The organism is Flavobacterium pisciphilum, from assembly GCF_020905345.1.
GTDB lineage: Bacteria > Bacteroidota > Bacteroidia > Flavobacteriales > Flavobacteriaceae > Flavobacterium > Flavobacterium pisciphilum.
Map to the genome: position 1 here is coordinate 2,909,916 of NZ_JAJJMO010000001.1, position 25,111 is coordinate 2,935,026.

The following is a 25,111-nucleotide window of genomic DNA, read 5'->3' on the forward strand; positions in this document are numbered from 1 at the left end:
AAAACTAGAAATTCACTTACATGCCTATTCTTATAATTTTATACAATAATTTCTTTTATTCGTTTTCAACTTTTACAATAGACATTTTTCCGTTGTATGGTTTATTGCCTTTTGATTCTAATGCTTTACTTGCCTCTTGTAAATTATCATACTTTTCATAATAAATATAATATTTACTAGAACTTACATTGTAAAAGAAATTAATCTCCGATTGACCTGCTGAAACTGCTTGTGTCAAAAATTGATCTCTCTTATCAGTGCTACTATGAACTGCAACAATCAAATAATATCCACTTTGAGCATTCTTAACGTTCTTAATAATTTGCATGTTCGACTGCTCGTCGCCAAAATCAAAATCATTTGCTGTTAATGGTCTACTACTTGGTCTTGTTGTTTCTTTTATACGTTTTAAAGCTGCAACATCTTGTTGATAACGACCTTGGTCATTTTCGAAAGCAGCACGCTTAATTCTACGTTTTCTCTCTATTTCGGTTTCAAGTTTAATTTTTTCTAAACTTGCAATTAAATCAGCATTCTCTCTTTCTGCTTTTAATTGTTCCGCTTTTAATGCTTCAATTTTGGCTAAATAACTTTTGTTAAGTGCGTCATTTTTATTTGGCACTTTTTTAAGTCTCTCATTGTACAAATTCGTTAGCCTAGCAAGCGCATCTTTTTGTTCCCTATTAACTTGTGCTATTTGTGATTTTAACGCTTCTAACTCGCTATTTTCAGACGCAACACTTTTAAATGGTTTCGGTTCTTTATATATTCCTTTTTCACTTAAATCATTTTCTTCTCTAAGGTCATTAAGGTCTCTTTGTTTTTTAGCAACTGTTTCTGTCAATTTGCTTAATAAATCTGTTTGTGTTTTATATGAACTATCAAACATATTAGTTAAATTATCAATTGATCTAGCAGTTTCATCTTTAGCAGCATTTGCGGCCGCATTAGATGCAGCAAGTGCATCAGCAGCTTGTTTCGCTTTTAGTTCTGCATCTTGAGCAAGTTTTGCCTGAAGTGCATCTGCATCTGCCTTGGCTTTTGCGTCAGCCTCCAATTTAGCTTTTGCATCAGCGTCTGCTTTGGCTTTGGCATCTGCAGCCAACTTAATTTGTAATGCAGCTGCATCAGCTTTCGCTTTAGCATCGGCAGCAAGTTTTGCATCAGCATCAGCTTTGGCTTTTATTTTAGCATCTGCTGCGAGTCTTGCTTCAAGTGCAGCGGCATCAGCTTTCGCTTTCGCATCGGCTGCTAATTTCTCTTTAGCTTCTGCGTCTACTTTTGCTTTAGCATCGGCAGCTTCTTTAGCTTTGGCTTTGGCATCTGCAGCAAGTTTTACTTGAAGTGCAATCGCATCGGCTTTCGCTTTAATTTTTGCTTCCGCAGCAAGTTTTGCTTGTAGCGCATCCGACTCAGCTTTCGCTTTGGCATCAGCATCTATTATTGCTTTCAATTCTGCTGCTTCTGCTTTTGCTTTTGCGTCAGCTTTTACTTTAGCATCAGCATCAAGTTTAGCTTGAATTGCATCTGCATCGGCTTTGGCTTTGGCATCGGCTGCTAATTTCGCTTGAAGAGCATCTGCATCGGCTTTCGCTTTTGCGTCAGCAGCAAGTTTTATTTTCAGTGCTTCAGCGGCATCAGCTTTCGCTTTGGCATCGGCATCTAATTTAGCTTGTAAAGCAGTAGCGTCAACTTTAACTTTGGCATCAGCTGCTAATTTTGCTTTAAGTGCTTCAGCAGCATCAGCTTTCGCTTTAGCATCCGCATCTAATTTTGCTTGAATTGCATCAGCGTCAGCTTTTACTTTAGCATCGGCTGCTAATTTCGCTTGAAGAGCATCAGCATCGGCTTTGGCTTTGGCGTCAGCAGCAAGTTTTATTTTCAGTGCTTCAGCAGCATCAGCTTTCGCTTTGGCATCGGCATCTAATTTAGCTTGTAAAGCAGTAGCATCAGCTTTTACTTTAGCATCGGCCGCTAGTTTTGCTTTAAGTGCTTCAGTAGCATCGGCTTTTGCTTTGGCATCGGCCGCTAATTTAGCTTGAAGCGCATCTGCATCGGCTTTCACTTTAGCATCTGCAGCAAGTTTTGCCTGAAGCGCATCAGCATCAGCTTTCACTTTGGCATCAGCTGCTAATTTAGCTTGAAGCGCATCTGCATCGGCTTTGGCTTTGGCGTCAGCAGCAAGTTTCATTTTTAGTGCTTCAGCAGCATCAGCTTTCGCTTTAGCATCGGCTTTCGCTTTGGCATCAGCATCTAATTTTGCTTGAATTGCATCAGCATCGGCTTTGGCTTTGGCGTCAGCATCTAATTTAGCTTGTAAAGCAGTAGCATCAGCTTTGGCTTTAGCATCGGCTGCTAGTTTTGCTTTAAGTGCTTCTGCAGCATCGGCTTTCGCTTTGGCATCAGCAGCTAATTTAGCTTTAAGTGCTTCAGCAGCATCAGCTTTCGCTTTAGCATCAGCTGCTAATTTTGCTTTAAGTGCTTCTGCGGCATCGGCTTTCGCTTTGGTATCCGCAGCAAGTTTTGCTTGAAGTGCATCAGCATCGGCTTTCACTTTTGCATCTGCAGCAAGTTTTGCTTGTAAGGCTGCTGCGTCAGCTTTCGCTTTGGCATCAGCTGCTAACTTAACTTGAAGTGCATCAGCATCTGCTTTAGCTTTAGCATCTGCAGCAAGTTTTGCTTGAAGAGCAGCTGCATCAACCTTTGTTTGTCCATCTGATGAAAGTTGTTTTGCTTTAAGTGCTTCGGCATCTGCTTTAGACTTAGCTGCATCTAATTTAGCTTGTGCCTCAGCATCGGCTTTAGCTTTTGCATCAGCAGCTAATTTGGCTCTATTTTCAGCAGCGGCATCGGCTTTCGCTTTAGCAGCATCTAATCTCGCTTGTGCAGCGGCATCGACTTTTCCTTTTGCATCAGCAGCTGATTTTGCTCTATTGGCATCAGCATCAGCTTTGGCCTGAATTGCATTTAATCTCGCTTGTGCAACAGCATCAGCTTTGGCTTTAGCATCGGCTGCTAATTTGGCTCTATTTGCTTCTGCATCGGCTTTAGATTGAGCTGCTCTTAATTTAACCGCTTCTAATCTCGCTTGTGCTTCCGCATTAGCTTTAGTTCTATTATCAGCTGCCAATTTAGTTCTTGCTTCCGCATCCGCTTTAACTTTTGCTTGAGCATCTAATCTGGCTTGCATTGCAGCAGCATCAGCTTTCGCTTTGGCATCAGCTGCTAATTTAATTTTTTCTTCTGCATCCGCTTTAACTTTAGCTTGTGCTTCTAATCTAGCTTGCATTGCAGCTGCATCGGCTTTCGCTTTAGCATCAGCAGCAAGTTTTGCTTTCTCAGCTCCATCTGTTTTTGTAACAGGGCTTGTAACCTTAGCTGGTGCAACTTTTTTAACCTCACTAGGTGCAATAAGTGCTCCCTCATCTTCTTCATTATCCCCATAATAGTAACTTTTACTTTTAAATTTATAGGCAATAACAAATTCATGAGACGCTCCAAAATTGGAGAAATTACCAGTTCCTTTTTCGTAATTGTATTCAATAGCAATTTTTGGTGTTACATTAACACCAAATCCTGCTGACATTCCGTATAATGTATTGTAACCTGCTTGAGCCCAGAATCCTTTTGGAATAGCAATCATCGCCAATCCAGAAATTACAGTTTTGTCTTTCTTAAATTCTGATTTTACAATCCCAGAAAACTTACTTCTATCAAAAAACCCATAAGCATCAATATATCCAGTATACATAAGATGTGCTACAACGGCTTGTTCAGGATTATCTTTCACCATCTCTGAAGTACCAAAATTATATAGCAATAGATTGTTTACAGATAAACCTACATCCAAAAAGCCATTACCGTAGTTAACCCCCGGATTTATCGTAAGCATTGAATTAGAAGGTATATTATCTATATTAAGATTTGTATCGTTTGAAATAATTTTCCCTTGATCTAATCCACTTTTATAAAAACCAACATTAGCACCAAAAGTCAAATTACTATCTTCTTGAAGTACTACGTTATGAGCAAAGTTTCCTACGATTCCAAAAGTGGTCATAAGGCCATAGTTTTGTTGGAACAAACCAACTCCTATCCCTTGATTTTCTCTAAATCTTCCCGAATAACTAAACAAATAAGTTTGCGGTGCATTATCAAATTGTACCCATTGACGCTTGTTATAAAAACTCGCATATGTATTTTGTTCTCTAACGAAACTAAAAGCAGGGTTAATTAAATATCTATTAAATTTTAATGAATTTCTGATAGGTATAGAAAATGGAACAACTCCATCCCCTTTGACATTGTCTTGAGAATAGAGTACTTGTGTTGAGCCGTAAAGAAAAGTAATGAATAGTAAAATTTTCTTCATATTATTTAATTACAGTTATAGATCCCTTTTTTTCATCACTACCTTTTTTTATAATGTAATAATAAACTGGATTTATATTTTTAAAATCTTTTATTTCCCATTTAGAAGGATCATAATCCACACCATTGAACATGACCTCTCCTTGTGAACTAACAATCATAACATTTGTTTCTGCATTTTTATAATCTGTTGGTAAATCCCAAGTATTAAATGCACTACTTAGACTCACTATATTTGGAATATTTTTAAGGTTTGAATCGGAAACTTGAAAATCAAATTCTTTCGTAGAACTACAGCCTGTAGTTTGCGTAACAGCTACTTTATAATTACCAAGAGTCTTAATCAAATAACTATCAGTAATTGCATCAGTAATAAGCGTCCCATTTAAATACCACTTATAAGAAGGATTTACCGCATCTGTAGTTACAGTTACATTCAATGTTTCTCCAGTTTCTACGTTGATTGGATTACTGCTTGGTACATTTAGGCTTCCAGTGAAAGATCCTTCACTTTGTAAATTAATTGAACCATTCCCTGTACACCCGCCAAAATCGATTTTAACAGTATATAATCCACTAACGTTTGTATCGTAGGTTTGCTTATCTGAGACTAAAACATCTTTACCAGAACCATCTCTTTTAAACCACTCGTATTTTACACCTCCCGAAACACTTAAAGTAGTACTTCCTCCGTTAGGACAAAATGGATTCCCAAGACTAGAAGTTATTGTAGTACTCGCATCTGTTGTTGATTCACTAACGGTAACTTGATTAGAATAAGAATTTGAGCTTAATATACAAGCTCCATAATTAGTTCTAGCATAATACACTCCTGGTTGCGTTACAGTATAAGTACCATTAGTAGCAGTAGCAACTAATGTTTCTGGCAAAACAAGTCCATTGTTTTTATACCAATTATACGTTAAATCAGGATGCTTTAAAGGGGAGTCATTAAGTGGTCCTCCAGGATTATCGATAGATAAAACATAATTCCCACCAGCACAATATGTAGCAGTAGGAATAAAGTTATTTATAGTATACTGTGAGTTATGGACTCTATAGTATGCTGGAAATTCAATCGAAGGTTGACCAGTAGCAGCAGGAGCTGTTCCTTTTATTCTAAGCCTATATTTTTCTCCTCCAGTATTTGTTGGAAATGCAAGTGTAATTTTGCCTGGTGATGTTACAATTTCACCAACAGCCGAGGTATAAATTACCGTTGCTTTAGTAAAACTTCCATCTGGTGCAGATAACTCTACTATAAACTGATTCGTCGCTAATAATCCAGTAACTGGTGAAAAATTAAAATTCACATCATAGCTATTAAATCCAGGACTAGCACAAACAGGACTAAAATTAAATGTAGGTTGCCCAATAGTTATCTGTGCAAATACATTCGTATTTGCAAAAAAAAACACACATAAAAAAAGAAAACTTATGCGAAGATTAGTAGGTAAATCTTTTATCATATTATTCGTTCTTTAATTACATCGATATCAAAAAACAATAAACTATCTATAAAAGTTTCAGAGAAATCATACTTGCAGTTTACATCAAGTGTATTTACAGGATTATTCCATGAAGCAAACGACGATTGAGTATCGCCATTTATATCATAAGAATTATTTACCACATCTGAATTTATAGCAAAGCTACCCATGGGGACAGACAACTCTACTATAGACTCATTTGTAGTACTTAATTCTAAAATTGATGAAGAGCAAATATTCTCTCCAACAGCTGTGCAAATCGAGGAAACAGGTACTTCTATTGGTTGTACTGTAGTTGCCTCTTGAGCAAATGTATAATTAGTTGTTATAAGTAATCCAAATAACAACATATATGGTATTTTTTTACAAAGTGGGGCTGCCATTCTTTTATATCTTATATGTTTCCAATTAAAAACTGTGACTCTTTTTTCGACTAAATCGTTAAAAAAAATTAAGTATCAAACAATAGGTAGGTATACTATTTGTTTGATGCCGTAATTTTACCGATATTAAGTCTGTAGTCCGGTCTTTTTGGATTCGAGATATCTATAAAAGTTTCGTTATTATTACTTTGTGAATACACGTTAAAGAAGATACTGTTACCATACCAATTCTCTAAATCTTCATTGTTAGAGTTAAACTCTGTGAAAATATTTCCTTTACATAAATTGAAATACATTTCCTCAAATTTGATTTTTTTCAAATTAGCATCGTTGATCTCTATTTTGCTATCTAATACAACCGCAGGGTTAAATCCTGAGATTACACTTCTTTTAAGTTCTAAAGCTGCATTGCTTCCAACGTAAATAGCTTCTTTTACCAATCCAGATTGTATATCTGCACTAATGTTATCACTATCATTTAACATTGTAATATTTGCTGCTGTAACCAATGTTTGTTTTTTAGTAAAATCTGTTTCTTCTTTTTTATCATAAGAAACAACTTCCATACAACGAGAACCTTCTTTATTACTAGTTAAGTAAGAAGATCTAACTGCTAATGAATTGTATATTTTACATTGTGTTCCTTGAGTAAATTTGAAATCATTGTTGATAGACTTATAAGAAACAAATTTTGTAATATTTAAATCACCACCAATCATATCAAATGAATCACCTCCTGAGAAGCTAGCCATCACGTTTTCTAAAACAGTTTTGTTTCCAACACCCGCTAATGTTAAGGCATTAAGACTTCCAGCGCCTCTTACTTTTTTTCCTGCAAATTCAATTCTAACATATCTTAATATACCAGAATTTGCTGCTGCATTTTCTCCTCCATAAGTTGTTAATGCTGGATCTAGATCATAATTAAAAGATGAAATATTACCAAACTTATTTATCGGAGCATCGCCTAGAATTACAATTCCACCCCAGTCTCCCGCTTTTTTAACTCCTTTGTTTGAAGTAAAAACGATAGGATCAGTTTCTAAACCATCGGCTATAATTGAAGCACCTTTTGTTATAACAAGAGTTCCTTTTGATTCATAGTCACCAATAATTAATGTACCTGGTTCTATAGTAAGAACTGCATTATTTGTTACGTAAACATTACCTTGAAGAACATAAATATTCCTCTTCAATAATTTTGTGTTTACAGATATCTTTCCTGCTAAAATTTGATTTGCTTCTCCGTAATCAACTTTGTTCGGTTTAAATTCTGTCCAATTGTTTAACCAGTTGCTATAACCCATTATTCCTTTTTCTTGTTGTGCATTTACGCTGCACACCGCAAAAAGGGCAATCCAAATAATTTGTAATGTTTTTTTCATGGTAGTAGGTTTTAATATTAACACTAAATAATATTTTGAGTTAATGAAAATTAAAAAAACTCATTTCGGTATTTTCCTGATAAATCAAAGAAAACACCGAAAACGAGTTGAATATATCCTGCATCTCATTCAACAAAGCTCTTTATCATTGATGAGAATAAATTAGGCACTTAATTATTCGTTGCTCTCGTTAAAAAGATGCAACGTTTTTAAAGTGTTTTCATAAAACAAAATCGCTGCGACTAAATTATCTTTATCAGAGTAAGGCATCATTTTTCTTTGAAATTCAACTGTTACATCAAGGAATGAATTAGTTGATGCTACTTGGGCGTCTTGGATTTTTTTGTTTTCATTATCCATTGGAATACCAAGATCAGCCATCGTAACTCCAGGTTTAGTAGCCAAAGCTATATAAGGTAATGTTTTTACCAAAACTTTGATACGCTCGATGTATAATTCTAACAGTTCACCTTTTTGCATCGCTTTTAATTCTTTTTGATCATGGTATTTTCTGATCAGTGCAGTTGTGCTAATAATGCTTTGGGGAGCATTTTTCGCTTGAGACGATACCATCTCTGTTGACAACATTAAAAAGATGCTTAAAAAAATAATTTTCCCTTTCATAAATTCTGATTTAAAAATTCAATTATAAAAACAAAAATATGTAAATAAAGTTAACTCGCAATCTTTATTGTCCTTTTTTTAATCAAAAAGAGCCAAAATAAGACAAAAAAAGTGCCGTATAACGACTAAACACATTCTTTTATCGGTTTTTTTTTGAACAATTAAAAAAAACCATTATGTAAGACTCTAATTGCATTTACATAACTAAACACCAATACTTTAATACTTTTTATAATAAAAAAAACATTCTCTTTTCAATTATGTTAAAAATAATATTAACAAGAAAATGTTAACATTATTTTTAATAATCATCACAACAGAACATCTGTTTTTAATTTTTTTATTTTGACAGAAAAAAAATGGCGAAAGGAGATAAAAAAGATTAAAATCATGTTTTCTGTCCAAAAAAAATTTTAAAATAAACAGATATAATTAGCATATTAAGACGTAATAAACTTTATATATGAAAATTTTCGACTAAATCATTTTCTACTATCTTTGCTTCATGCAATTTTCTGAAATTTTAGGGCAAGACCACATCAAAAACCACTTAATAAAAACTGCTTCTACAGGTAGAATACCTCATGCACAATTATTTATAGGTTCTGAAGGTTCTGGAACCTTACCCACTGCCATCGCATACGCGCAATATATACTGTGTGGAAATTCTGGTCCTGATAATGAAAACGGGAACACATCCTGTAATTTAAAGTTCCAGTCCATATCACATCCTGACCTACATTTTATATATCCAACTGTAACTACCGAAGATGTAAAAACCAAACCTAAAAGTCTGGATTTCATACAAGATTGGCGCAACTTCATTCAAGAAATGCCATATGGAGGTTTATTCGATTGGTATAAAATCCTTGGTGTACAAAACAAACAAGGTGAAATTCGGGTAGAAGATGCTCAGGAAGTTTTAAAATCACTCGCCTTAAAGTCTTATGAAGGTGGTTATAAAATTATGATTATCTGGATGGCTGATAAAATGAATATCGCAGCATCTAACAAACTTCTGAAATTACTAGAAGAACCATCCGATAAAACTATTTTCATTTTAATATCCGAAAACGAAGAATCTATTATTCAAACTATCCGTTCGCGTTGTCAAGTATTACACTTTAATGGGCTAAGTGAACAAGTAATTGCCAATGCACTCGTTTCTAAAGAAAACTTAGAACCCAATTCGGCATTAAAAATTGCACACCAAGCACAAGGTAATTATAACAAAGCTTTACATCTGATAAAAAATGATGATGACGAATATCCATTTGAACAATGGTTTGTAACATGGGTACGTGCCGCTTTTAAAGCCAAAGGAAATGCAGCTGCTATCCAAGATTTGATTACTTGGAGTGAGCAAATTGCAGCTTTGGGTCGAGAAAGTCAAAAAAAATTCTTAGAGTTCTGTATAGAAATGTTCCGTCAAGCACTTTTGCTTAATTATCAAGCACCAAACTTGGTATATATGGAGCCTAAAGTAGAGAAATTTAAACTAGAAAATTTTGCTCCATTTGTTAATGGAAATAACATAAATGACATATTCAAAGAGCTTTCTGATGCGATGTATCACATTGAGCGCAACGGAAATGCAAAAATTATTTTAACCGATTTATCCATAAAACTAACCCGTTTAATTCATAAAAAATAAAAAGATGAACAATATTGCCTCAATCCTAATTTTAATATTCTTAGCTGTAACATTCCTTCAATCTGGTTACGACAAAATTTTCTATTGGAAAGATAATGTGAGCTGGCTAAAAGAACATTTTGCCAAAACACAACTTAAAAACCAAGTACCACTTGCCTTATTTAATGTTCTTATTTTAGAATTAATATCGGGTATATTATGCGTTGTAGGTTCAATTCAATTGTTTTTAAATAGCGGAAGAGAATATGGATTATATGGAGCAATATTTTCTTGTATTACCCTAATAATGTTACTATTTGGACAACGATTAGCTAAAGATTATGATGGAGCAAGAACAATTGCTATTTATTTCATACCTGCAGTTGTAGCGGTCTACTGGTTAAATTAACCAAAACACTTAAGTAAAATAATATAGATGCCCATAAACAGCGCTATTAAAATTTACAAGTGTCTATTTTTATCCATATAAAACATGAAAACCTTAAATTTAGAAAAATTGCTTTTTTTCATTTTTCTTCTTTTATCATTATCTTCAGAAATAACTTCTCAGGAATTTTATATCGAAGATTGGAAATTTGGACTAAAAGACGCTAACGGAAAGATTCTTATTGCAGCAAAATATGACACAATGGAGTTCATTGAAAATGACTTGATTGTAGTTTCTTTAAATGATAAAATAGGCCTACTAACCCAAAAGGGAGTAGAAATTGTCACGCCTAAATACGACTATATTTCAGATTTTAAAGACGGATTTGCATTTGTAAAACAAAACAAAAAGATGGGTTATATAAACTCATCAGGATTAGAAATTACTCCAATAAAATATAATTCTGTTATAAGTGAATTTTATAATGGATTTGCTGTCATGCGTTTAGATAAAAAATGTACCTTAATTGACACGACAGGAAAAGAAATTCTTTCGAATAAATATGAATCAATCGGAAAATTTGAAGAAGGGTTTGCCTCAGTATTTACCAATAATAAATTCGGTTTCATAAACGAAAAAGGAAATGAAATTACACATCTAAAATATGATACTGTATATGATTTTAAAGATGGAAATGCTGTAGTTAAAATTGGTGGGAAGTTAGGGTTAATTGATAAGTCAGGAAATGAAATTACACCATTAAAATATGACAGTATATACCCAATTAATGATCTTTTCGTAGTAGATATAGACTCCAAAAGAGGCTTAATAGACAAAACTGGAGCAGAAATTACCGCATTAAAATATGATGCCCTTTATCCTGCAGAAACTACCAATAACAGAAAAATAATTCAAGTAGAAATTGGCAATAAAAAAGGATTATTAGACGAAAAAGGAATAGAAATTACTCCTATAAAATACGACAAAATAGGAGCTTTCAACAATTATACTATAGTTGAAATAAATGAAAAATATGGATTTATCAATCAATTAGGACAAGAAATTGTAGCTCCAAAATATAACTACATCGCTCCATTTAATGGAGAAAAAACAGAGGCAATCCTTAACGGTAAAACACTATATATTAACACCAAAGGCGAAGAAACACTTAAAAAATAAAACCTATATTTTATGAATCTTTTAAAATTAAACCAGCACATTCTTTTGCTTTTAATAGCATTCGTATTTCAAACAAAAACAATCGCACAAGAAGCATATTTAGATCCAGAAACTGAAAAATGGGGATTAATAGATGAGAATAGTAACTATATCATCAAACCAAAATATGATAAAATGTTTATCCCGGAAGGTGGATTTTTCATAGTTGTTACAGACAATAAATATGGAGTTATTGACTTAACAGGAAAGGAAATTATTGTACCTAAATACGATGAGATTTTAACATCGGAAGATGGTTTTTTTGTTATGCGAATGGGCAAAAAACAAGGTGTTATAGACCATAATGGAAAAGAAATTGTAGCTCCAAAATATGATGAAGTTTATGTTTATCAAGAAGGTTTGGCAGTCGTTATTTTAAAAGATAAATGGGGATTAATCGATACTAAAGGAAAAGAAATTACCCCATTGAAGTATGACAAAATATATGGCGTTAAAGATGGCTTTTCAATGGTTGTACTTAACAACAAAACTGGATTTGTAGATCGAAGCGGAAAAGAAGTTGTTGTACCAAAATATGATGATGCATTTGGCTTTGACAAAGGAGTATCTATTGTTGGAAATAAAGATAAATGGGGGCTAATTAACACCAAAGGAAAGGAAATTACTCTATTAAAATATGACAAAATATATGGCCTAGAAGAAAATATCTCACAAGTCACACTAAACGGAAAATCAGGATATCTAGACACAACTGGAAAAGAAGTTATTCCATTAAAATATGATGTTATTTATGCTTTCGAGGGAGAATATGCACCAGCAAGCATAGGAAATAAATGGGGATTGATTAACCGAAAAGGAGAAGTAATGATTCCATTTAAATACGATTCAATGACATGTTTTTGTGGAGAAAGAACAGAAGTAGAACTTGACGGAGAAACATTTTCAATCAACATCAAGGGAGAACGTATTTAAACATTATAAGCTTATTAATGAGTTTCATATTACAATTATGAAAAAAAGAGTTTTATTATTATCACTGTTATGCATGTTAATTGGTTGCAAAGCTAAAAAAACAACAAAACTAACCGGATTAGAATCAAAAACTTCAAATTCAGAATTTTATGGTGCTATTAAAAAAGTGGTTTTAACTCATTACAACATACATGATTCTTCTGAAATTATAAGGGATAAAAAACCTCTTTTTGTTCAAATTCAAACATTTGACGTATCGGGAAATTTAACTGGAAATAAAGTTACTGAGCAGGATAAATCGAAAAATTTAGATGCTGAATATCTTTTTGATGCAAACAATAAAATCACATCTTCAAAATTTTCATATAATACTTTGCAAAGTAATTCAATATATAAATACCAGTATAACGAAAAAAAACTAATCAATTGTGAAGAGTATGATGAGGATACAAATGACCTGAAAGCTGTTACAAAATATAACTATGATGCAGAAAATTTAAAATCTATAGGCTCCTTTATCACAGAAAAAAACTCTTTACAATTGGCAAAGAATACGTTTTTAAATAGTTCAGGAACAATAACTGAAGAAATTAAATATGATAATTCAAAAATTTCTGAACGAAACCTTTATGATTCAATTGGTCGAATTATGATTTCATATTCAGGATTTTATCTGGATAATTCAAATCCAACAAATACTGTCTTATACACCTATGATAAACAGGGAAATATTTCTACTAAAAAAGACAATGCCTATTCTTTCAAGTATGAATATGACTCCTATGGAAATGAATCTACACGGTATCTTTTTGATAGTGACTTATTTTTCTGCCCAACTGAAGATTGTATAATCGGAATCAGATATTATATTTATGAATATGATAAAAATAAGAATTGGATAAAGAAAATAGAATTCGATAGGCAATGTATTCCAAAAACCATTGAAATTCGCACTTTCGACTATTATTAAGCAACAATAGCTGAGCAGAATAGCTTATTCTTAATTAATGTAACTAAAATAGTAAACTTAACCTACGCTTTGAGCAATACAAATAAAAAAGTGCCTTTATAATTTTAAATTTTAATTACATTTGACCCAAATAATAAATTTTAATGTTTAACAATTAAAACATTAAAAATCAACAACATAATAATTACAATGAAACCAAAACATCCTTTAGAATCTTTAACAATATTAACCGATTTGGTTTTACCGAGCGAAACTAATCCTTTAAACAACCTTTTTGGTGGCGAATTATTAGCCAGAATGGATCGTGCTGCAAGTATTGCTGCCCGAAGACATTCACGCCGAATTGTGGTTACAGCATCTGTAAATCACGTGGCTTTTAATAGAGCTATTTCATTAGGAAGTGTAGTAACTGTTGAGGCAAAAGTATCAAGATCGTTCAAAAGTTCGATGGAAGTTTTTATAGATGTTTGGGTAGAAGATCGTGAATCAGGAAATAGAACAAAAGCCAATGAAGCAATTTATACTTTTGTTGCCGTGGATGATACTGGAAGACCTGTTGAAGTACCGCCAATTGACCCAGAAACAGATCTTGAAAAACAACGTTACGAAGCAGCTTTACGCCGTAAGCAATTGAGTTTACTATTGGCAGGGAAAATAAAGCCGGAAGAAGCTACCGAACTTAGAGCTTTATTTTTATAAAAAATAATCTCGAAAAAGAGAAAATAAATCCCGTTGCAACTTCAGAAAAAAGAAGTATTTTTACGTCGATTACATGCCAAAACAAATAAAATCAAGAAGTTAAAACTTCATTGATTTAATATAAAAGAATTATAACAATTTAGATGAAAGAAAAGATGAGTTCAGAGAAAGAAGCCAAATTAAAAGCGCTACAACTTACGCTTGACAAACTTGATAAGACTTACGGAAAAGGAACCGTGATGAAAATGGGCGATAAAGCCATTGTAGAAGTAGAAACAATTTCATCAGGTTCATTAGGTGTAGATTTAGCCTTAGGGGTAAACGGATATCCAAAAGGAAGAATTATCGAAATATACGGACCAGAATCTTCTGGAAAAACAACGCTAACATTACATGCTATTGCCGAAGCTCAAAAAGCAGGTGGAATTGCAGCTTTTATAGATGCTGAGCATGCTTTTGATAGAAATTATGCTGAGAAATTAGGAATTGATATTGAGAATTTAATTATTTCTCAACCAGATAACGGAGAACAAGCACTTGAAATTGCTGAGAACTTAATTCGTTCAGGAGCAATTGATATTGTTGTAATTGACTCGGTTGCTGCATTAACTCCAAAAAGTGAAATCGAAGGAGAAATGGGAGATTCAAAAATGGGACTTCATGCTCGTTTAATGTCACAAGCTCTTCGTAAACTTACAGGAACGATTAGTAAAACAAACTGTACTGTATTCTTCATTAACCAGTTAAGAGAAAAAATTGGTGTAATGTTTGGAAACCCAGAAACAACAACGGGTGGTAACGCCTTAAAATTCTATGCTTCGGTACGTTTAGATATTCGTCGTTCATCTCAAATTAAAGACGGAGACAATGTTATTGGTAACAGAACTAAAGTAAAAATCGTTAAAAACAAAGTGGCTCCACCATTTAAAACTGCTGAATTCGACATTATGTACGGAGAGGGAGTTTCTAAAACAGGAGAGATCTTAGACTTAGCTGTTGAATTTGAAATCGTTAAGAAAGCAGGTTCATGGTTTAGCTACGGTGATACTAAATTAGGCCAAGGTCGTGATGCAGTAAAATCGCTAATTAAAGATAATCCAGAATTAGCAGATGAGCTAGAAGTTAAGATTAAAGCACATATCAAAGAATTGGCAAGCGCCTAAAATAAAAAAACCCGAAAATATTTTCGGGTTTTTTTATGCTTTTTACGCAACCTTTTTCAATAAATGGTATCTACATAAGGAATCGCTAGTTTTAAGCCTTAAAAAAGCTTATTTGTATCAATTTTTAAACATAAAAGATGAAAAAGAAGCTGGAAACGTTATTCCAAAAACGCTGGATATCAAAAAGAAAATTAAGAGTTGTAATGAATTTTATTTCACAAAAAATAATTCATCGATAAGATAAAATTTACTTATTAAGACTTAATGCTAGATTGTTCATTCTGTAAAACAACATCTTCCTGAAAGGTTTTGGCTTTGCTGAAGATTAACAATTGCTTATAAATCAACTGTCTTACCTGATCTCGAAGGTCTTTTCTATCTTCGGGATGTAGCGTCGCTGTTTCTATAAACGAATGTATTTTTACCCTCATTTTTCCAGGACTACCGCTGAAGAAAGTATATGAAAATCGTTTTTTATTGTCGGCATAAGTAATTGGAACAATTGGAATGTGGTGTTCAACTGCCAAACGAAAAGCACCGTCCTTGAATTCATCCAAAATAATTGATTCATCATCAGGAACTCCTCCTTCAGGAAAAATACAAATACTCAACCCTTGATTCAAACGTTTTTGAGCTCTGTTAAAAACGTCCATTTTACTTTTTGAAGATTTTCTATCCACCAAAATGCAAGTTCTTTTATAGAAAAAACCAAACAAAGGAATCTTAGAAAGTTCTTTCTTTCCAACAAAAACAAATGGGTTTTTAATAATAGCCAATGTCAACATGATGTCAGTCATCGAAGTATGATTGGCAACTATCATATAACTTTTTTTAGGATCAAGTTCTTGCTCCTGCTCTATTTTGTAGTAAAATCCCATTCCAAAAAGAATGAATTTGGCCCAAATTCTGGCCATTCTAAAAAAATACGGATACCCGCTTTCAGTAAGAATTGATAACACTAAAAACGGAAACATTACCAATATTGGGATGGCCATTAAAACATAAAACCAAACACGCCAAATAGCCCAAAAAACAATTTTTACTCCTTTCATAAATCCAAAAGTAACAAATTGAATGTGATTTTTATTAAAAGAATTTACATTCGGAAAAACTTTGCGAACTTTACCGTTAAGAAAAAATAAAATTTGTAGACTTTGCGAAAAACTTTGCGAACTTTGCAAATAAGAAAAAATTTAGCATGGCAAAAATACTTACAGGCGTACAAAGTACCGGAACGCCGCACTTAGGCAACTTATTGGGAGCAATTATTCCTGCAATCGAATTATCTAACAAACCCGAAAACAAATCATTTTTGTTTATCGCCGATTTACATTCGATTACACAAATAAAAGATGGTAAAACTCTAAGCGAGAATACCTATAGCGTTGCTTCTGCTTGGCTTGCTTTTGGTTTGGATATTGACCGTGTTACTTTTTACAGACAGTCAGATGTTACACAAACAACTGAGTTAAGTTGGTATTTAAGTTGCTTTTTTCCATTTCAAAGATTAACATTAGCCCATTCATTCAAAGATAAAGCTGATCGTCTTGATGACGTAAACGCAGGTTTATTCTCTTATCCAATGTTAATGGCTGCCGATATTTTGCTTTATGATGCTGAGTTTGTTCCAGTAGGAAAAGACCAATTGCAGCATTTAGAAATTACTCGTGATGTAGCTTCTCGTTTTAACCATCAAATGGGAGAAACATTTGTAATTCCTGAAGCTAAAATTCAAGAAGACAGTATGTTGATTCCTGGAACAAATGGAGGAAAAATGAGTAAATCAGCAAATAATTTTATCAATATATTTCTAGATGATAAAACATTACGCAAGCAAGTAATGAGTATCGAGACGGATAGTACACCACTTGAAGAACCAAAAAACCCTGATACTTGTAATGCGTTTGCTATTTATTCTTTAATGGCAGATGAGAATCAAATTGCTGAAATGAGAGCCAATTACTTAGGTGGAAATTATGGTTATGGTCATGCCAAACAAGCTTTGTTTGAATTGATTACTGAAAAATTTAAAACTGAAAGAGAAAAATACAACTACTACATCAATAACCTTGACGAAGTAGATGCTTTACTTAAAAAAGGAGCCGAAAAAGCAGCTGTTATTGCTGATGAAGTTCTTGGAAGAGTACGAGTGAAACTTGGATTTGGAAAATAAATATTTGCCAAAAAATGACTGTTCAAGAAGCAATAGAAGAATTACAATATCAAAGTGGAAACCACGAAAATATTGAAAGCGAAAGATGGGAAAATGGCTTTTTAGGTCAATTACGTCCTTACAAAGGCGTATTACATGAAAAAAACTACCATTTAATTATTCAAGCTTTGAAAGTACTTGCACCAGAATTGGAGAAGGATTTTATTGATAAAAATATTATTAACTCAATATGGGGAATTTGTCATTTGGGTAGAATGTGGGCCATTCATCCTGATGGAATGTTACAGAGTAACAAACTAATAAACAAGCAACAAGCATCACAAATTGATAATTGGTTAATTGATGTTTCTTATGTCGCATTCTGTTTACTCAGTGGTACTGGTTCAGATGAAGCATTTGCGGATTATGATAAAGAGCAACTTGAGAAGTTCAGGTTAGAATAAAAATACTATGTTACATAGAATCAACTCCTTTCAAATTATATTTGAAGGGAGTTTTCATTTTAAATAGCCTCAAATAGTTTTCCTGGCAAAGGACGAATTACTCCTTTAAGCTCCATATTCAATAGCAATCCAGAAATTTTATAAATCGGAAAATCACATCTCAAAGCAATAATATCCATCAGGTCTTTTCCAGATTTTTGCAAATAATCATATACTTTTTGCTCGTCTGGTTCTAGATCAACAAACAACTGTTTCTGAACCGTTTTAACCTGATTATCAAGATCCCAATTGAGCATATAAATCAAATCGGCAGCACTAGATAATACATTCGCTTTTTGGGTTTTAATTAAATTATTACAACCTTGACTGTACTTATCAGTTGTACGGCCAGGAACTGCAAAAACATCACGATTGTAGTCATTTGCCATGTTGGCAGTAATAAGCGAACCTCCTTTATCAGCAGATTCAATTACAATAGTAGCTTCACTCAAACCAGCGACGATACGATTTCGGCGCACAAAATTTTCTTTATCAGGGTTTGAAGAACTCCAAAACTCAGTCATTAAACCTCCATTTTGTTCTACTCTAGCAACATACTTTTTATGAGTTTTAGGATATATTTGATTTAAACCGTGTGCAACAACACCAACTGTCTGCAAATTGTTATCAATTGCAAATTGATGTGCAACAATATCCACACCATAAGCAAAACCACTTACTATAACAGGATCCAAAGGAGCTAAATCTTCAATTAGTTTTTTGCAAAATTCTACTCCATAAGACGTAATTTGTCGCGTTCCTACGATACTTATGACCTTTTTATTACTCAAATCAATGTTTCCAGAGCTAAATAACAAAACTGGTGCATCGATGCAATGTTTTAATCGCTCAGGATAGTTTTTTTCATCAAAAAACGTTACATTAATGTCATTTGACTTGATAAAGTTCAGTTCTTTTTGTGCTTTATCAAAAATTGATTTTTCTTGAATATTCTTTAATAAAACTGACCCAATACCTTCAATTAAAGCAAGTTGTGATTGCTTAGTTTTAAAAATATCTTCGGCAGTTCCACAATGTAATAATAATCTTTTTGCCATTATATCTCCCACTCCTTCAACACTTTGTAAAGCCAATAAATAAAATAAATCTTGCTCAGACATTTGTTACTATAATTTGGTTATTCAAATAAATTATAAATCATATTTCTTGATTACAAAGATGATAATTTTAAGTAAATTCTTCCCAAAATAAACAAATTAAAAAACTGCACTAAAAAAAGCTAAAAAAACATTAAATTATAAATAACTGAATTGTAACTGTTTAAATAAAAAAGAGAATTGTTAATAAAAATTGTGAATAAAATTTTGATAACTATTTTCCTTGCCTAACTTTGTTACTATGAAAATCGAAACTTACATCGCGCAGTTATTGTATCGTTATCAGTGTGTAACGATTCCTGGGTTTGGAGCTTTTTTAACCGAAATTCAATCGGCCCAACTTAATGAAAGTTCAAATTCATTTTTTCCACCAAAAAAATTAATTTCTTTCAACCCACATATCAAAAACAACGATGGTTTGTTAGCAAATCATATTGCTCTAACCGAAAAAACATCGTACAAATTTGCTGTTAGTGCAGTTCATTTTGAAGTTTTATCTTGGAAAAAAGAATTAGAAGACAACGGTTTTCTAGCTATAAAAAATGTTGGTGAAATTCGAATGAATGCTGATAGAAATCTTGTGTTTACTCCAAATGATCAAAAAAATTATTTGGCTACTTCATTTGGTTTAAGCCCATTTGTTTCTCCAATGGTTAAAAGACAATCTTTTGAAAATCAATTAGAAGCTTTAGAACTAGAAACAGCTCAAGAAAAAGAAGCAATTGAATTACATACAGAATACAAAGGAGCTAATTCTTATTTAAAATATGCTGCTATTTTTGTGCTTGCATTAGGAGTTACAGGAAGTATTGGTTACCCTATGTACCAAAATCAAATTGCTAACCAAACTGTACTAGTAGAAACTGCTGTACAAAAACAGGTTCAGAATAAAATTCAAGAAGCTACATTTTTCATAAAAAATCCAATGCCGGCAGTAACAGTAACTCTTTCTGTAAAAGAAGAAAAGTTACCAATGCCTTATCATATCATGGCAGGCGCTTTTAGAAGTGAAAAAAATGCTCAAAAAGCATACAACAGATTAAAAAAAGCAGGATTTGATGCCAAAATTATTCCTGCAAATAGACATGGACTTTTCCCTGTTTTGTATGGTAGTTATGCCACAATGCGTGAAGCAGAAAAAGCACAAAGAGAGATTCAAAATACTATAAATCCAGAAGCTTGGATTTTAATAGAAACACTATAAATTCTAGAAGTAAAGAATACATTATCTTCACTAAAACAGAATACTATATACTACAAAACACCATTTTATTTAAATTATAAAATGGTGTTTTTTTTATAATAAAATGATTCTATATAAAGCCAATCCAAGTTATTTTTAAAACTTTGGAATAGTGTTTGTAAGACTATTACAAATATTAAAATTAAAATAGTATGAGAATAGTACGAAATTTAGGATTTGCAATTTGCCTTTTTGTTACATCACAATCATTTTATGGTCAAGAAACAAATGCAACTAGTTTAAATCAAGAAATCTTATTAAACAAGGAAAAGGAGCACGCGAAGAAAACACTAGAAAATCAAAAAGAATTACAAAAGAGACAAGATCTTTTAAAACAAGACCAAGACAAGGCTCTAAAACGTCAAAGGAAAATTGAGTCAGCTCAAAATAAAGTAGAGAGAACAAAAAAGGACATTAAGAAAACAGAGGATAGAAATCAAAAAATTCAAGACGAATTAAAACTTAATAAACTTACTGAAAACAAAGTTCATCAAAAGAAAATAAAATCTAAAGAGTATGAGCTTCAAATCTTAAAACTCCAGTCTAAGCTAACTGAGCAACAACTAAGTCTAAGTAAAATATTAGATTCTAAATAAAATTAATCATTACAAAAAAACCTATTCTTTACGAATAGGTTTTTCTTTTTTAATCTATTTATTTAATTCAAACTTGCTTTGAACATTCTCAGTTCATCCCAAGTAAATTTTTCTCCATGTTGTTCTTTCAATCCACTAAGCGATTCCTCTTGATAAAACTGGAAAGCTTCTGTTAATGCTGCAATTTTATCAGCTGGTAAAACATCTGTAATGGTAATCTTTTTGTCTTGAATAAGTTTTACCAAATGAGACTCAATAGTTTGGGTAGTGAGTTTTCGAATACTAGCAATTTCCTTAATCGAAATTTTTTCAAGCCATAATTCATACGTTTCTTGTACTGTGGATTTTTTAACGGGTTTTTCTTTTGTTTCCTTACCACTGTAACGTCTAATAGGTTCATCATCTTCGATTAAGTCACCATTTTTACTTTTAAAATTATCTTGAATAATCGTTGTTTTCTTCGATCTGTAACTTTTGATCTCTGGCGACGTTAATTTCTCTTTTGATATAGTATCACCAGCGACAACTGTTTCGATCAGTAAACGGGCTTTCATTAGGCGCAAAACGGCTTTGGTTTGAAATTCCTCAAGCGAATTTAATTCATCGTAAAACGCTTTCATTTTTTTGGCACGCTGAATTTCTTCCATTTTATACAAAAGCTCATAAACCAATTCATCCATAGGCTTCATAAAATAACCATAAGCAGCTTCTATCCGCTCAGATACATGCATTAAATCAACCGTTTCATTATTGAAAATTCTATTTAACTGAACAATAAACTTTTTAGCAGGATCAACAAGCGATTCTACAATCAAAGCTTGCTTCTTAGCCCACTCTGCATGCTTGCCTTTTTGAGAGTTTTCAGATTTATCATTGTAACTGTATTGATGATTGCGCCATTCTTGAGCCAAATCAGCCCAATCAAAACTGTTAGCCAAATACTTATGAATAAAATTCTTTGTTTCAAAATGCAACGAATTCTTTAATAATTCCTCTGATGCTTTATTCAAAGCGTAATCCATCACATCTTGATCATTAGAAATACCATTCATGCGCAACGGAGAAAGTAAAATAAGCCCATTTAAGGAACGTAAACGTGATAATGCTACATACGCCTGCCCAGGAAGAAAAACTTGCGATACGTCGAGCGCAGCTTTGTCAAAAGTCAAACCCTGGCTTTTATGAACGGTAATTGCCCAAGCAAGCTTAATCGGATATTGTACAAAAGTCCCCAAAACCTCCTCTTCTATTTCTTGAGTCATTTCATCGACTTTGTAACGAATATTCTGCCATTCGTATTTTTCAACTTCGATAGTTTTGTCTTCCTCTGGAAAATGAACCATAATCTCTTGGCTCGAAAGCGATTTAATCACCCCCATTTTTCCGTTGAAATAATTTTTATCAAATGACAAATCATTCTTAACAAACATGATCTGTGCCCCGACCTTGAGTTGAAGATTTGGATCAAGTGGGTATATCTTTTCTGGGAAATCACCAACAATATCCGGAAAATAATTATTCATTTTACCTTTTAAATCATTGATTGCCTGATTATTAATAGCATCAGCTTTAGCATTATGCGTTGTAAGCGTAATATATCCTGGATTGTTTTTTAAATCAAAATCAGGTTGAACATACTGATTTAAACTCTCAATATCTTGCTGTGTAATTTGATTATTTCTCAGATTGTTTAAAACCGAAATGAAAGAATCATCCGTTTGTCTGAAAATTTTAGATAATTCTATGTACAAAGGGGGATTTTGTTGAATTACATGCGAGTGAAAAAAGAATTTTCCACGGTAATAAGTTCTTAAGGTCCTCCACTCTTCATCACGAATAACAGGAGGCAATTGCAATAAATCACCAATAAATAAAACCTGAACTCCACCAAAAGGATAACTGTTTTTACGAACCGTCTGCATCATAAAGTCCATTGCATCAAGCAAATCAGCACGAAGCATACTGACTTCATCTATAATCAAAAGCTCCATATTTCTGATGACAGCACGCTTTACATTATTCATTTTAAAGTGCCTGCGTAAAGTTGCCTTTGTTTCAAACTTAGTAGTTTCAGAAAATTGCGGTGATGAATTATCTGGAATAAATCCAGCAAAAGGCAACTGAAACATAGAGTGAATCGTAACACCTCCAGCATTAAGCGCAGCAATACCAGTAGGCGCAACTACGACAGTATTTTTATGAGTAGTTTCAATAATTTCGCGCAACAAAGTAGTCTTTCCTGTTCCTGCTTTTCCAGTAAGAAAAACGGAACGTTGTGTCTGATTAATAAACTGTAACGTGTAAGATGCGGCTTCAGAAATGTTTTGCATTAGGCTTGTATTTTAGAACTAAAAAGAATCGAAATTCATATCAGAAAATCATTTTACAAAAATAGAAGAACATATTGAGTAAAAAGCCTACTTGCAAATATTTTATAATAAAAAAAGCCTATATCTTTTGGATATAGGCTTTAAAAATAGTTTGATTGTATTATTTTTTTACTGCAGCTGAGTCTTTTGCTTTAGCATCAGTTTTAGTATCCAATTTTGTTCCTGCTTTGTAATTGTCATTCAAAGCTTTAACAATCTCTTTTGTAATATCATATTTATCTTCTGCATACAAAATCGATGCAGCATCTCCAGTACCATAAATGTATGAATACCCTTTTTCTTTACCGTAATTCTTGATGAATTTTTTAACTCCTGTAACTAAAGTGTCCATTTCTGCACCACTTTCTTGTTGCAATTGTTGAGCAAGAGCTTGTTGAGCATACCCTAATTGTTGTTCTCTTTTTTGTAACTCAGCACCTCTTTGTTGAGCCCATGCTTGACCATTAGCTTGTGCTTGACTTTGAAAATTAGCAGCATCTTGTTTGAAACGAGTAATCTCTGCTTGAAGCTGTCTTCCTTTTTCCTCTGCTTGTGCTTTGTATTTAGCTTCAAGATCTTTTGCTTCTGTGTACTCTTTCATTAAAACTGAAGTGTCAACGTAAGCTGTTTTTACTTCCTTAACTTCTGCTGTTTTATTACAAGCAACAACTGAAATCGAAAGTGCGATAATTACTAATGCTTTTTTCATTTTATTAATTTCTATTTTTTTAAAGTATGAAAGACAAAAATATAAAAAAATCAATAGCATCGACATAAAGTTTAAAAAATGCTCCATTTTTCTAGTATCAATTTTTGTTATCAAACCAAGATTATTTATAATTTACTGTTATTAATAGTGGATTCACCAGCCTTTATTTAAGCAATTTTCTAAAAAAAGGAATACAAACACATGTTTATTACCTAAAAAGCGCTTAAAAACAACTTAAAATGCGTTTTACTTGTTTTTTAAGACATAAATGTGCGATGAATATTCCAAAGTTCGTTTTGCTTTCCAATTTGATTTTAATCCAATAAAAAATGCAGATAGGTAATTCATTTTTCCTGTTTTGTATTTTTCAGAAAGTAGGCTCACATAAAATGAATCAAATTTCATTGGAAGAATTTTTTCCAGACGCATATCTACTTTTTCAAAAAGGGACTGAATTGCTTTTTTAGAGAAATGCCAAAAATGAATTGGCACATCATAAGCAGCCCAAAAAGTTTTATAATGATTTGCATCGAAAGATTTAAAATTTGGAACTGCTACAATTAACGTTCCAGTTGGTTTTAATAATCGCTTCAATTCTTGAATTTGTAATTCTAAATTTGGAACATGTTCCAAAACGTGCCACATCGTAATTACGTCAAAAGAATTATTTTCTAGATCGGCTATTTTATCAACAAAAGAAATTCCTTTTTTTGTAGCAATTGACTTTGCTCTGTCGCTCGGTTCTACTCCAACAGTCTCCCAACCATTTTCTTTTGCGGTTAATAAAAAATCACCTGTACCTGCTCCAATATCTAAAATTTTTCCTTTTTGAGGATTCTGAGAATTAATCAAATTTAATTTATTCTTCAGTGCAATATTTTTGACTATGTGATATGCTTTTTCAAATAACGAACGTTTGTTGTCTGTGTGCGAAATATAATCTTCGCTTTCGTAATATTTCCCCAAATCATTTTCGTTGGGTTGCGGAGATGTAATTAACATGTCTAGCGTTTCATCATAATACAATTCAAAAATTTCTTTTGAAACCGAATGATCTTTTACAGTAAGAAAATGTTTTTTGTTTAAAACGTCCATTTTATAATTATTGGTATTTTGGTTTATTTTTATAGCAAACCCTAAAAACGATTTTTTTCATTTTTAGGG

21 protein-coding genes are annotated in these 25,111 nt (G+C 32.7%); 11 read left to right on the top strand and 10 right to left on the bottom strand.

Going from position 1 to position 25,111, the window contains the following annotated elements; genetic code table 11:
• Positions 1-55: 55 nt before the first annotated feature.
• The 5 genes from LNQ49_RS12235 to LNQ49_RS12255 all read right to left on the bottom strand — a co-directional run bounded on the left by LNQ49_RS12235 (position 56) and on the right by LNQ49_RS12255 (position 8,253).
• Complete coding sequence (locus LNQ49_RS12235; RefSeq protein ID WP_229989152.1) at positions 56-4,372, bottom strand: PorP/SprF family type IX secretion system membrane protein; 4,317 nt, start codon at positions 4,370-4,372, stop codon at positions 56-58.
• 1 nt (position 4,373) lies between these two features.
• Positions 4,374-5,840 (bottom strand): gliding motility-associated C-terminal domain-containing protein, encoded by a 1,467-nt coding sequence (locus LNQ49_RS12240; RefSeq protein WP_229989154.1) that lies wholly within the window; start codon positions 5,838-5,840, stop codon positions 4,374-4,376.
• Entirely contained in the window at positions 5,837-6,244 is a 408-nt protein-coding gene (locus tag LNQ49_RS12245; protein WP_229989156.1) for a hypothetical protein, read from the bottom strand. The genes LNQ49_RS12240 and LNQ49_RS12245 overlap by 4 nt, the downstream gene beginning before the upstream one ends.
• A gap of 95 nt (positions 6,245-6,339) precedes the next feature.
• Positions 6,340-7,629 carry a hypothetical protein gene (locus LNQ49_RS12250; protein ID WP_229989158.1) on the bottom strand — a complete coding sequence of 430 codons (1,290 nt, stop codon included), beginning with the start codon at positions 7,627-7,629 and terminating at the stop codon, positions 6,340-6,342.
• A gap of 174 nt (positions 7,630-7,803) precedes the next feature.
• A complete protein-coding gene (locus LNQ49_RS12255; protein WP_229989160.1) occupies positions 7,804-8,253 on the bottom strand; it encodes a hypothetical protein in 450 nt (149 codons plus the stop codon).
• Positions 8,254-8,758: 505 nt separating this feature from the next.
• Here LNQ49_RS12255 and LNQ49_RS12260 point away from each other — a divergent pair.
• The 7 genes from LNQ49_RS12260 (at position 8,759) to recA (ending at position 15,257) form a co-directional block, all read left to right on the top strand.
• Positions 8,759-9,907, top strand: coding sequence for a DNA polymerase III subunit (locus LNQ49_RS12260; protein WP_229989161.1), 1,149 nt, complete (start codon positions 8,759-8,761; stop codon positions 9,905-9,907).
• A 4-nt stretch (positions 9,908-9,911) separates the two neighbouring features.
• Positions 9,912-10,295, top strand: a complete 384-nt coding sequence (locus tag LNQ49_RS12265; RefSeq protein WP_229989162.1) for a DoxX family membrane protein — start codon at positions 9,912-9,914, stop codon at positions 10,293-10,295.
• Between the two features lie 84 nt (positions 10,296-10,379).
• On the top strand, positions 10,380-11,453 hold the full coding sequence (locus LNQ49_RS12270; RefSeq protein ID WP_229989163.1) for a WG repeat-containing protein: 1,074 nt from the start codon (positions 10,380-10,382) through the stop codon (positions 11,451-11,453).
• A gap of 12 nt (positions 11,454-11,465) precedes the next feature.
• A complete protein-coding gene (locus LNQ49_RS12275; protein WP_229989164.1) occupies positions 11,466-12,425 on the top strand; it encodes a WG repeat-containing protein in 960 nt (319 codons plus the stop codon).
• A gap of 37 nt (positions 12,426-12,462) precedes the next feature.
• A complete protein-coding gene (locus LNQ49_RS12280) occupies positions 12,463-13,395 on the top strand; it encodes a hypothetical protein (RefSeq protein ID WP_229989165.1) in 933 nt (310 codons plus the stop codon).
• Positions 13,396-13,584: 189 nt separating this feature from the next.
• Entirely contained in the window at positions 13,585-14,094 is a 510-nt protein-coding gene (locus LNQ49_RS12285) for an acyl-CoA thioesterase (RefSeq protein ID WP_229989167.1), read from the top strand.
• A 155-nt stretch (positions 14,095-14,249) separates the two neighbouring features.
• A complete protein-coding gene (gene recA, locus LNQ49_RS12290) occupies positions 14,250-15,257 on the top strand; it encodes a recombinase RecA (protein WP_129541129.1) in 1,008 nt (335 codons plus the stop codon).
• Positions 15,258-15,511: 254 nt separating this feature from the next.
• On the opposite strand, the gene LNQ49_RS12295 is transcribed toward recA, so the two are convergent.
• Positions 15,512-16,309 carry a lysophospholipid acyltransferase family protein gene (locus LNQ49_RS12295; RefSeq protein ID WP_229989168.1) on the bottom strand — a complete coding sequence of 266 codons (798 nt, stop codon included), beginning with the start codon at positions 16,307-16,309 and terminating at the stop codon, positions 15,512-15,514.
• Between the two features lie 146 nt (positions 16,310-16,455).
• Here LNQ49_RS12295 and trpS point away from each other — a divergent pair, with 146 nt between their 5' ends.
• Both trpS and LNQ49_RS12305 read left to right on the top strand, forming a co-directional pair.
• Positions 16,456-17,430 carry a tryptophan--tRNA ligase gene (gene trpS, locus LNQ49_RS12300; protein ID WP_229989169.1) on the top strand — a complete coding sequence of 325 codons (975 nt, stop codon included), beginning with the start codon at positions 16,456-16,458 and terminating at the stop codon, positions 17,428-17,430.
• Positions 17,431-17,444: 14 nt separating this feature from the next.
• The gene (locus LNQ49_RS12305; RefSeq protein WP_229989170.1) at positions 17,445-17,873 is read left to right on the top strand and encodes a hypothetical protein; all 429 of its coding nucleotides are present in this window, start codon (positions 17,445-17,447) and stop codon (positions 17,871-17,873) included.
• Positions 17,874-17,932: 59 nt separating this feature from the next.
• Here LNQ49_RS12305 and dprA read toward each other — a convergent pair whose 3' ends face one another.
• Positions 17,933-19,033, bottom strand: a complete 1,101-nt coding sequence (gene dprA / locus LNQ49_RS12310) for a DNA-processing protein DprA (RefSeq protein ID WP_229989171.1) — start codon at positions 19,031-19,033, stop codon at positions 17,933-17,935.
• A gap of 238 nt (positions 19,034-19,271) precedes the next feature.
• On the opposite strand from dprA, the gene LNQ49_RS12315 reads away from it, so the two are divergent.
• Positions 19,272-20,234 (top strand): HU domain-containing protein, encoded by a 963-nt coding sequence (locus LNQ49_RS12315; protein WP_229989172.1) that lies wholly within the window; start codon positions 19,272-19,274, stop codon positions 20,232-20,234.
• 191 nt (positions 20,235-20,425) lie between these two features.
• Entirely contained in the window at positions 20,426-20,869 is a 444-nt protein-coding gene (locus LNQ49_RS12320) for a hypothetical protein (RefSeq protein ID WP_229989173.1), read from the top strand.
• A gap of 62 nt (positions 20,870-20,931) precedes the next feature.
• Here the strand turns inward: LNQ49_RS12320 and LNQ49_RS12325 are convergent, their stop codons facing one another.
• The 3 genes from LNQ49_RS12325 to LNQ49_RS12335 form a co-directional block, all read right to left on the bottom strand.
• Positions 20,932-23,199, bottom strand: coding sequence for a helix-turn-helix domain-containing protein (locus LNQ49_RS12325; protein WP_229989174.1), 2,268 nt, complete (start codon positions 23,197-23,199; stop codon positions 20,932-20,934).
• Positions 23,200-23,359: 160 nt separating this feature from the next.
• On the bottom strand, positions 23,360-23,947 hold the full coding sequence (locus LNQ49_RS12330; RefSeq protein ID WP_195738360.1) for an OmpH/Skp family outer membrane protein: 588 nt from the start codon (positions 23,945-23,947) through the stop codon (positions 23,360-23,362).
• Between the two features lie 246 nt (positions 23,948-24,193).
• Positions 24,194-25,042: a class I SAM-dependent methyltransferase gene (locus LNQ49_RS12335; protein WP_229989175.1), complete on the bottom strand. Its 849-nt coding sequence runs from the start codon at positions 25,040-25,042 to the stop codon at positions 24,194-24,196.
• Positions 25,043-25,111 lie beyond the last annotated feature (69 nt).

Bases quoted from the DNA above. Each gene is read 5' to 3' on its own strand.
- dprA (WP_229989171.1), bottom strand. From the start codon at position 19,033: ATGTCTGAGCAAGATTTATTTTATTTATTGGCTTTACAAAGTGTTGAA.
- trpS (WP_229989169.1), top strand. From the start codon at position 16,456: ATGGCAAAAATACTTACAGGCGTACAAAGTACCGGAACGCCGCACTTA.
- LNQ49_RS12330 (WP_195738360.1), bottom strand. From the start codon at position 23,947: ATGAAAAAAGCATTAGTAATTATCGCACTTTCGATTTCAGTTGTTGCT.
- LNQ49_RS12320 (WP_229989173.1), top strand. From the start codon at position 20,426: ATGAGAATAGTACGAAATTTAGGATTTGCAATTTGCCTTTTTGTTACA.
- LNQ49_RS12325 (WP_229989174.1), bottom strand. From the start codon at position 23,199: ATGCAAAACATTTCTGAAGCCGCATCTTACACGTTACAGTTTATTAAT.
- LNQ49_RS12335 (WP_229989175.1), bottom strand. From the start codon at position 25,042: ATGGACGTTTTAAACAAAAAACATTTTCTTACTGTAAAAGATCATTCG.
- LNQ49_RS12255 (WP_229989160.1), bottom strand. From the start codon at position 8,253: ATGAAAGGGAAAATTATTTTTTTAAGCATCTTTTTAATGTTGTCAACA.
- recA (WP_129541129.1), top strand. From the start codon at position 14,250: ATGAGTTCAGAGAAAGAAGCCAAATTAAAAGCGCTACAACTTACGCTT.
- LNQ49_RS12275 (WP_229989164.1), top strand. From the start codon at position 11,466: ATGAATCTTTTAAAATTAAACCAGCACATTCTTTTGCTTTTAATAGCA.
- LNQ49_RS12235 (WP_229989152.1), bottom strand. From the start codon at position 4,372: ATGAAGAAAATTTTACTATTCATTACTTTTCTTTACGGCTCAACACAA.
- LNQ49_RS12265 (WP_229989162.1), top strand. From the start codon at position 9,912: ATGAACAATATTGCCTCAATCCTAATTTTAATATTCTTAGCTGTAACA.
- LNQ49_RS12305 (WP_229989170.1), top strand. From the start codon at position 17,445: ATGACTGTTCAAGAAGCAATAGAAGAATTACAATATCAAAGTGGAAAC.
- LNQ49_RS12245 (WP_229989156.1), bottom strand. From the start codon at position 6,244: ATGGCAGCCCCACTTTGTAAAAAAATACCATATATGTTGTTATTTGGA.
- LNQ49_RS12280 (WP_229989165.1), top strand. From the start codon at position 12,463: ATGAAAAAAAGAGTTTTATTATTATCACTGTTATGCATGTTAATTGGT.
- LNQ49_RS12315 (WP_229989172.1), top strand. From the start codon at position 19,272: ATGAAAATCGAAACTTACATCGCGCAGTTATTGTATCGTTATCAGTGT.
- LNQ49_RS12295 (WP_229989168.1), bottom strand. From the start codon at position 16,309: ATGAAAGGAGTAAAAATTGTTTTTTGGGCTATTTGGCGTGTTTGGTTT.
- LNQ49_RS12285 (WP_229989167.1), top strand. From the start codon at position 13,585: ATGAAACCAAAACATCCTTTAGAATCTTTAACAATATTAACCGATTTG.
- LNQ49_RS12270 (WP_229989163.1), top strand. From the start codon at position 10,380: ATGAAAACCTTAAATTTAGAAAAATTGCTTTTTTTCATTTTTCTTCTT.
- LNQ49_RS12250 (WP_229989158.1), bottom strand. From the start codon at position 7,629: ATGAAAAAAACATTACAAATTATTTGGATTGCCCTTTTTGCGGTGTGC.
- LNQ49_RS12240 (WP_229989154.1), bottom strand. From the start codon at position 5,840: ATGATAAAAGATTTACCTACTAATCTTCGCATAAGTTTTCTTTTTTTA.
- LNQ49_RS12260 (WP_229989161.1), top strand. From the start codon at position 8,759: ATGCAATTTTCTGAAATTTTAGGGCAAGACCACATCAAAAACCACTTA.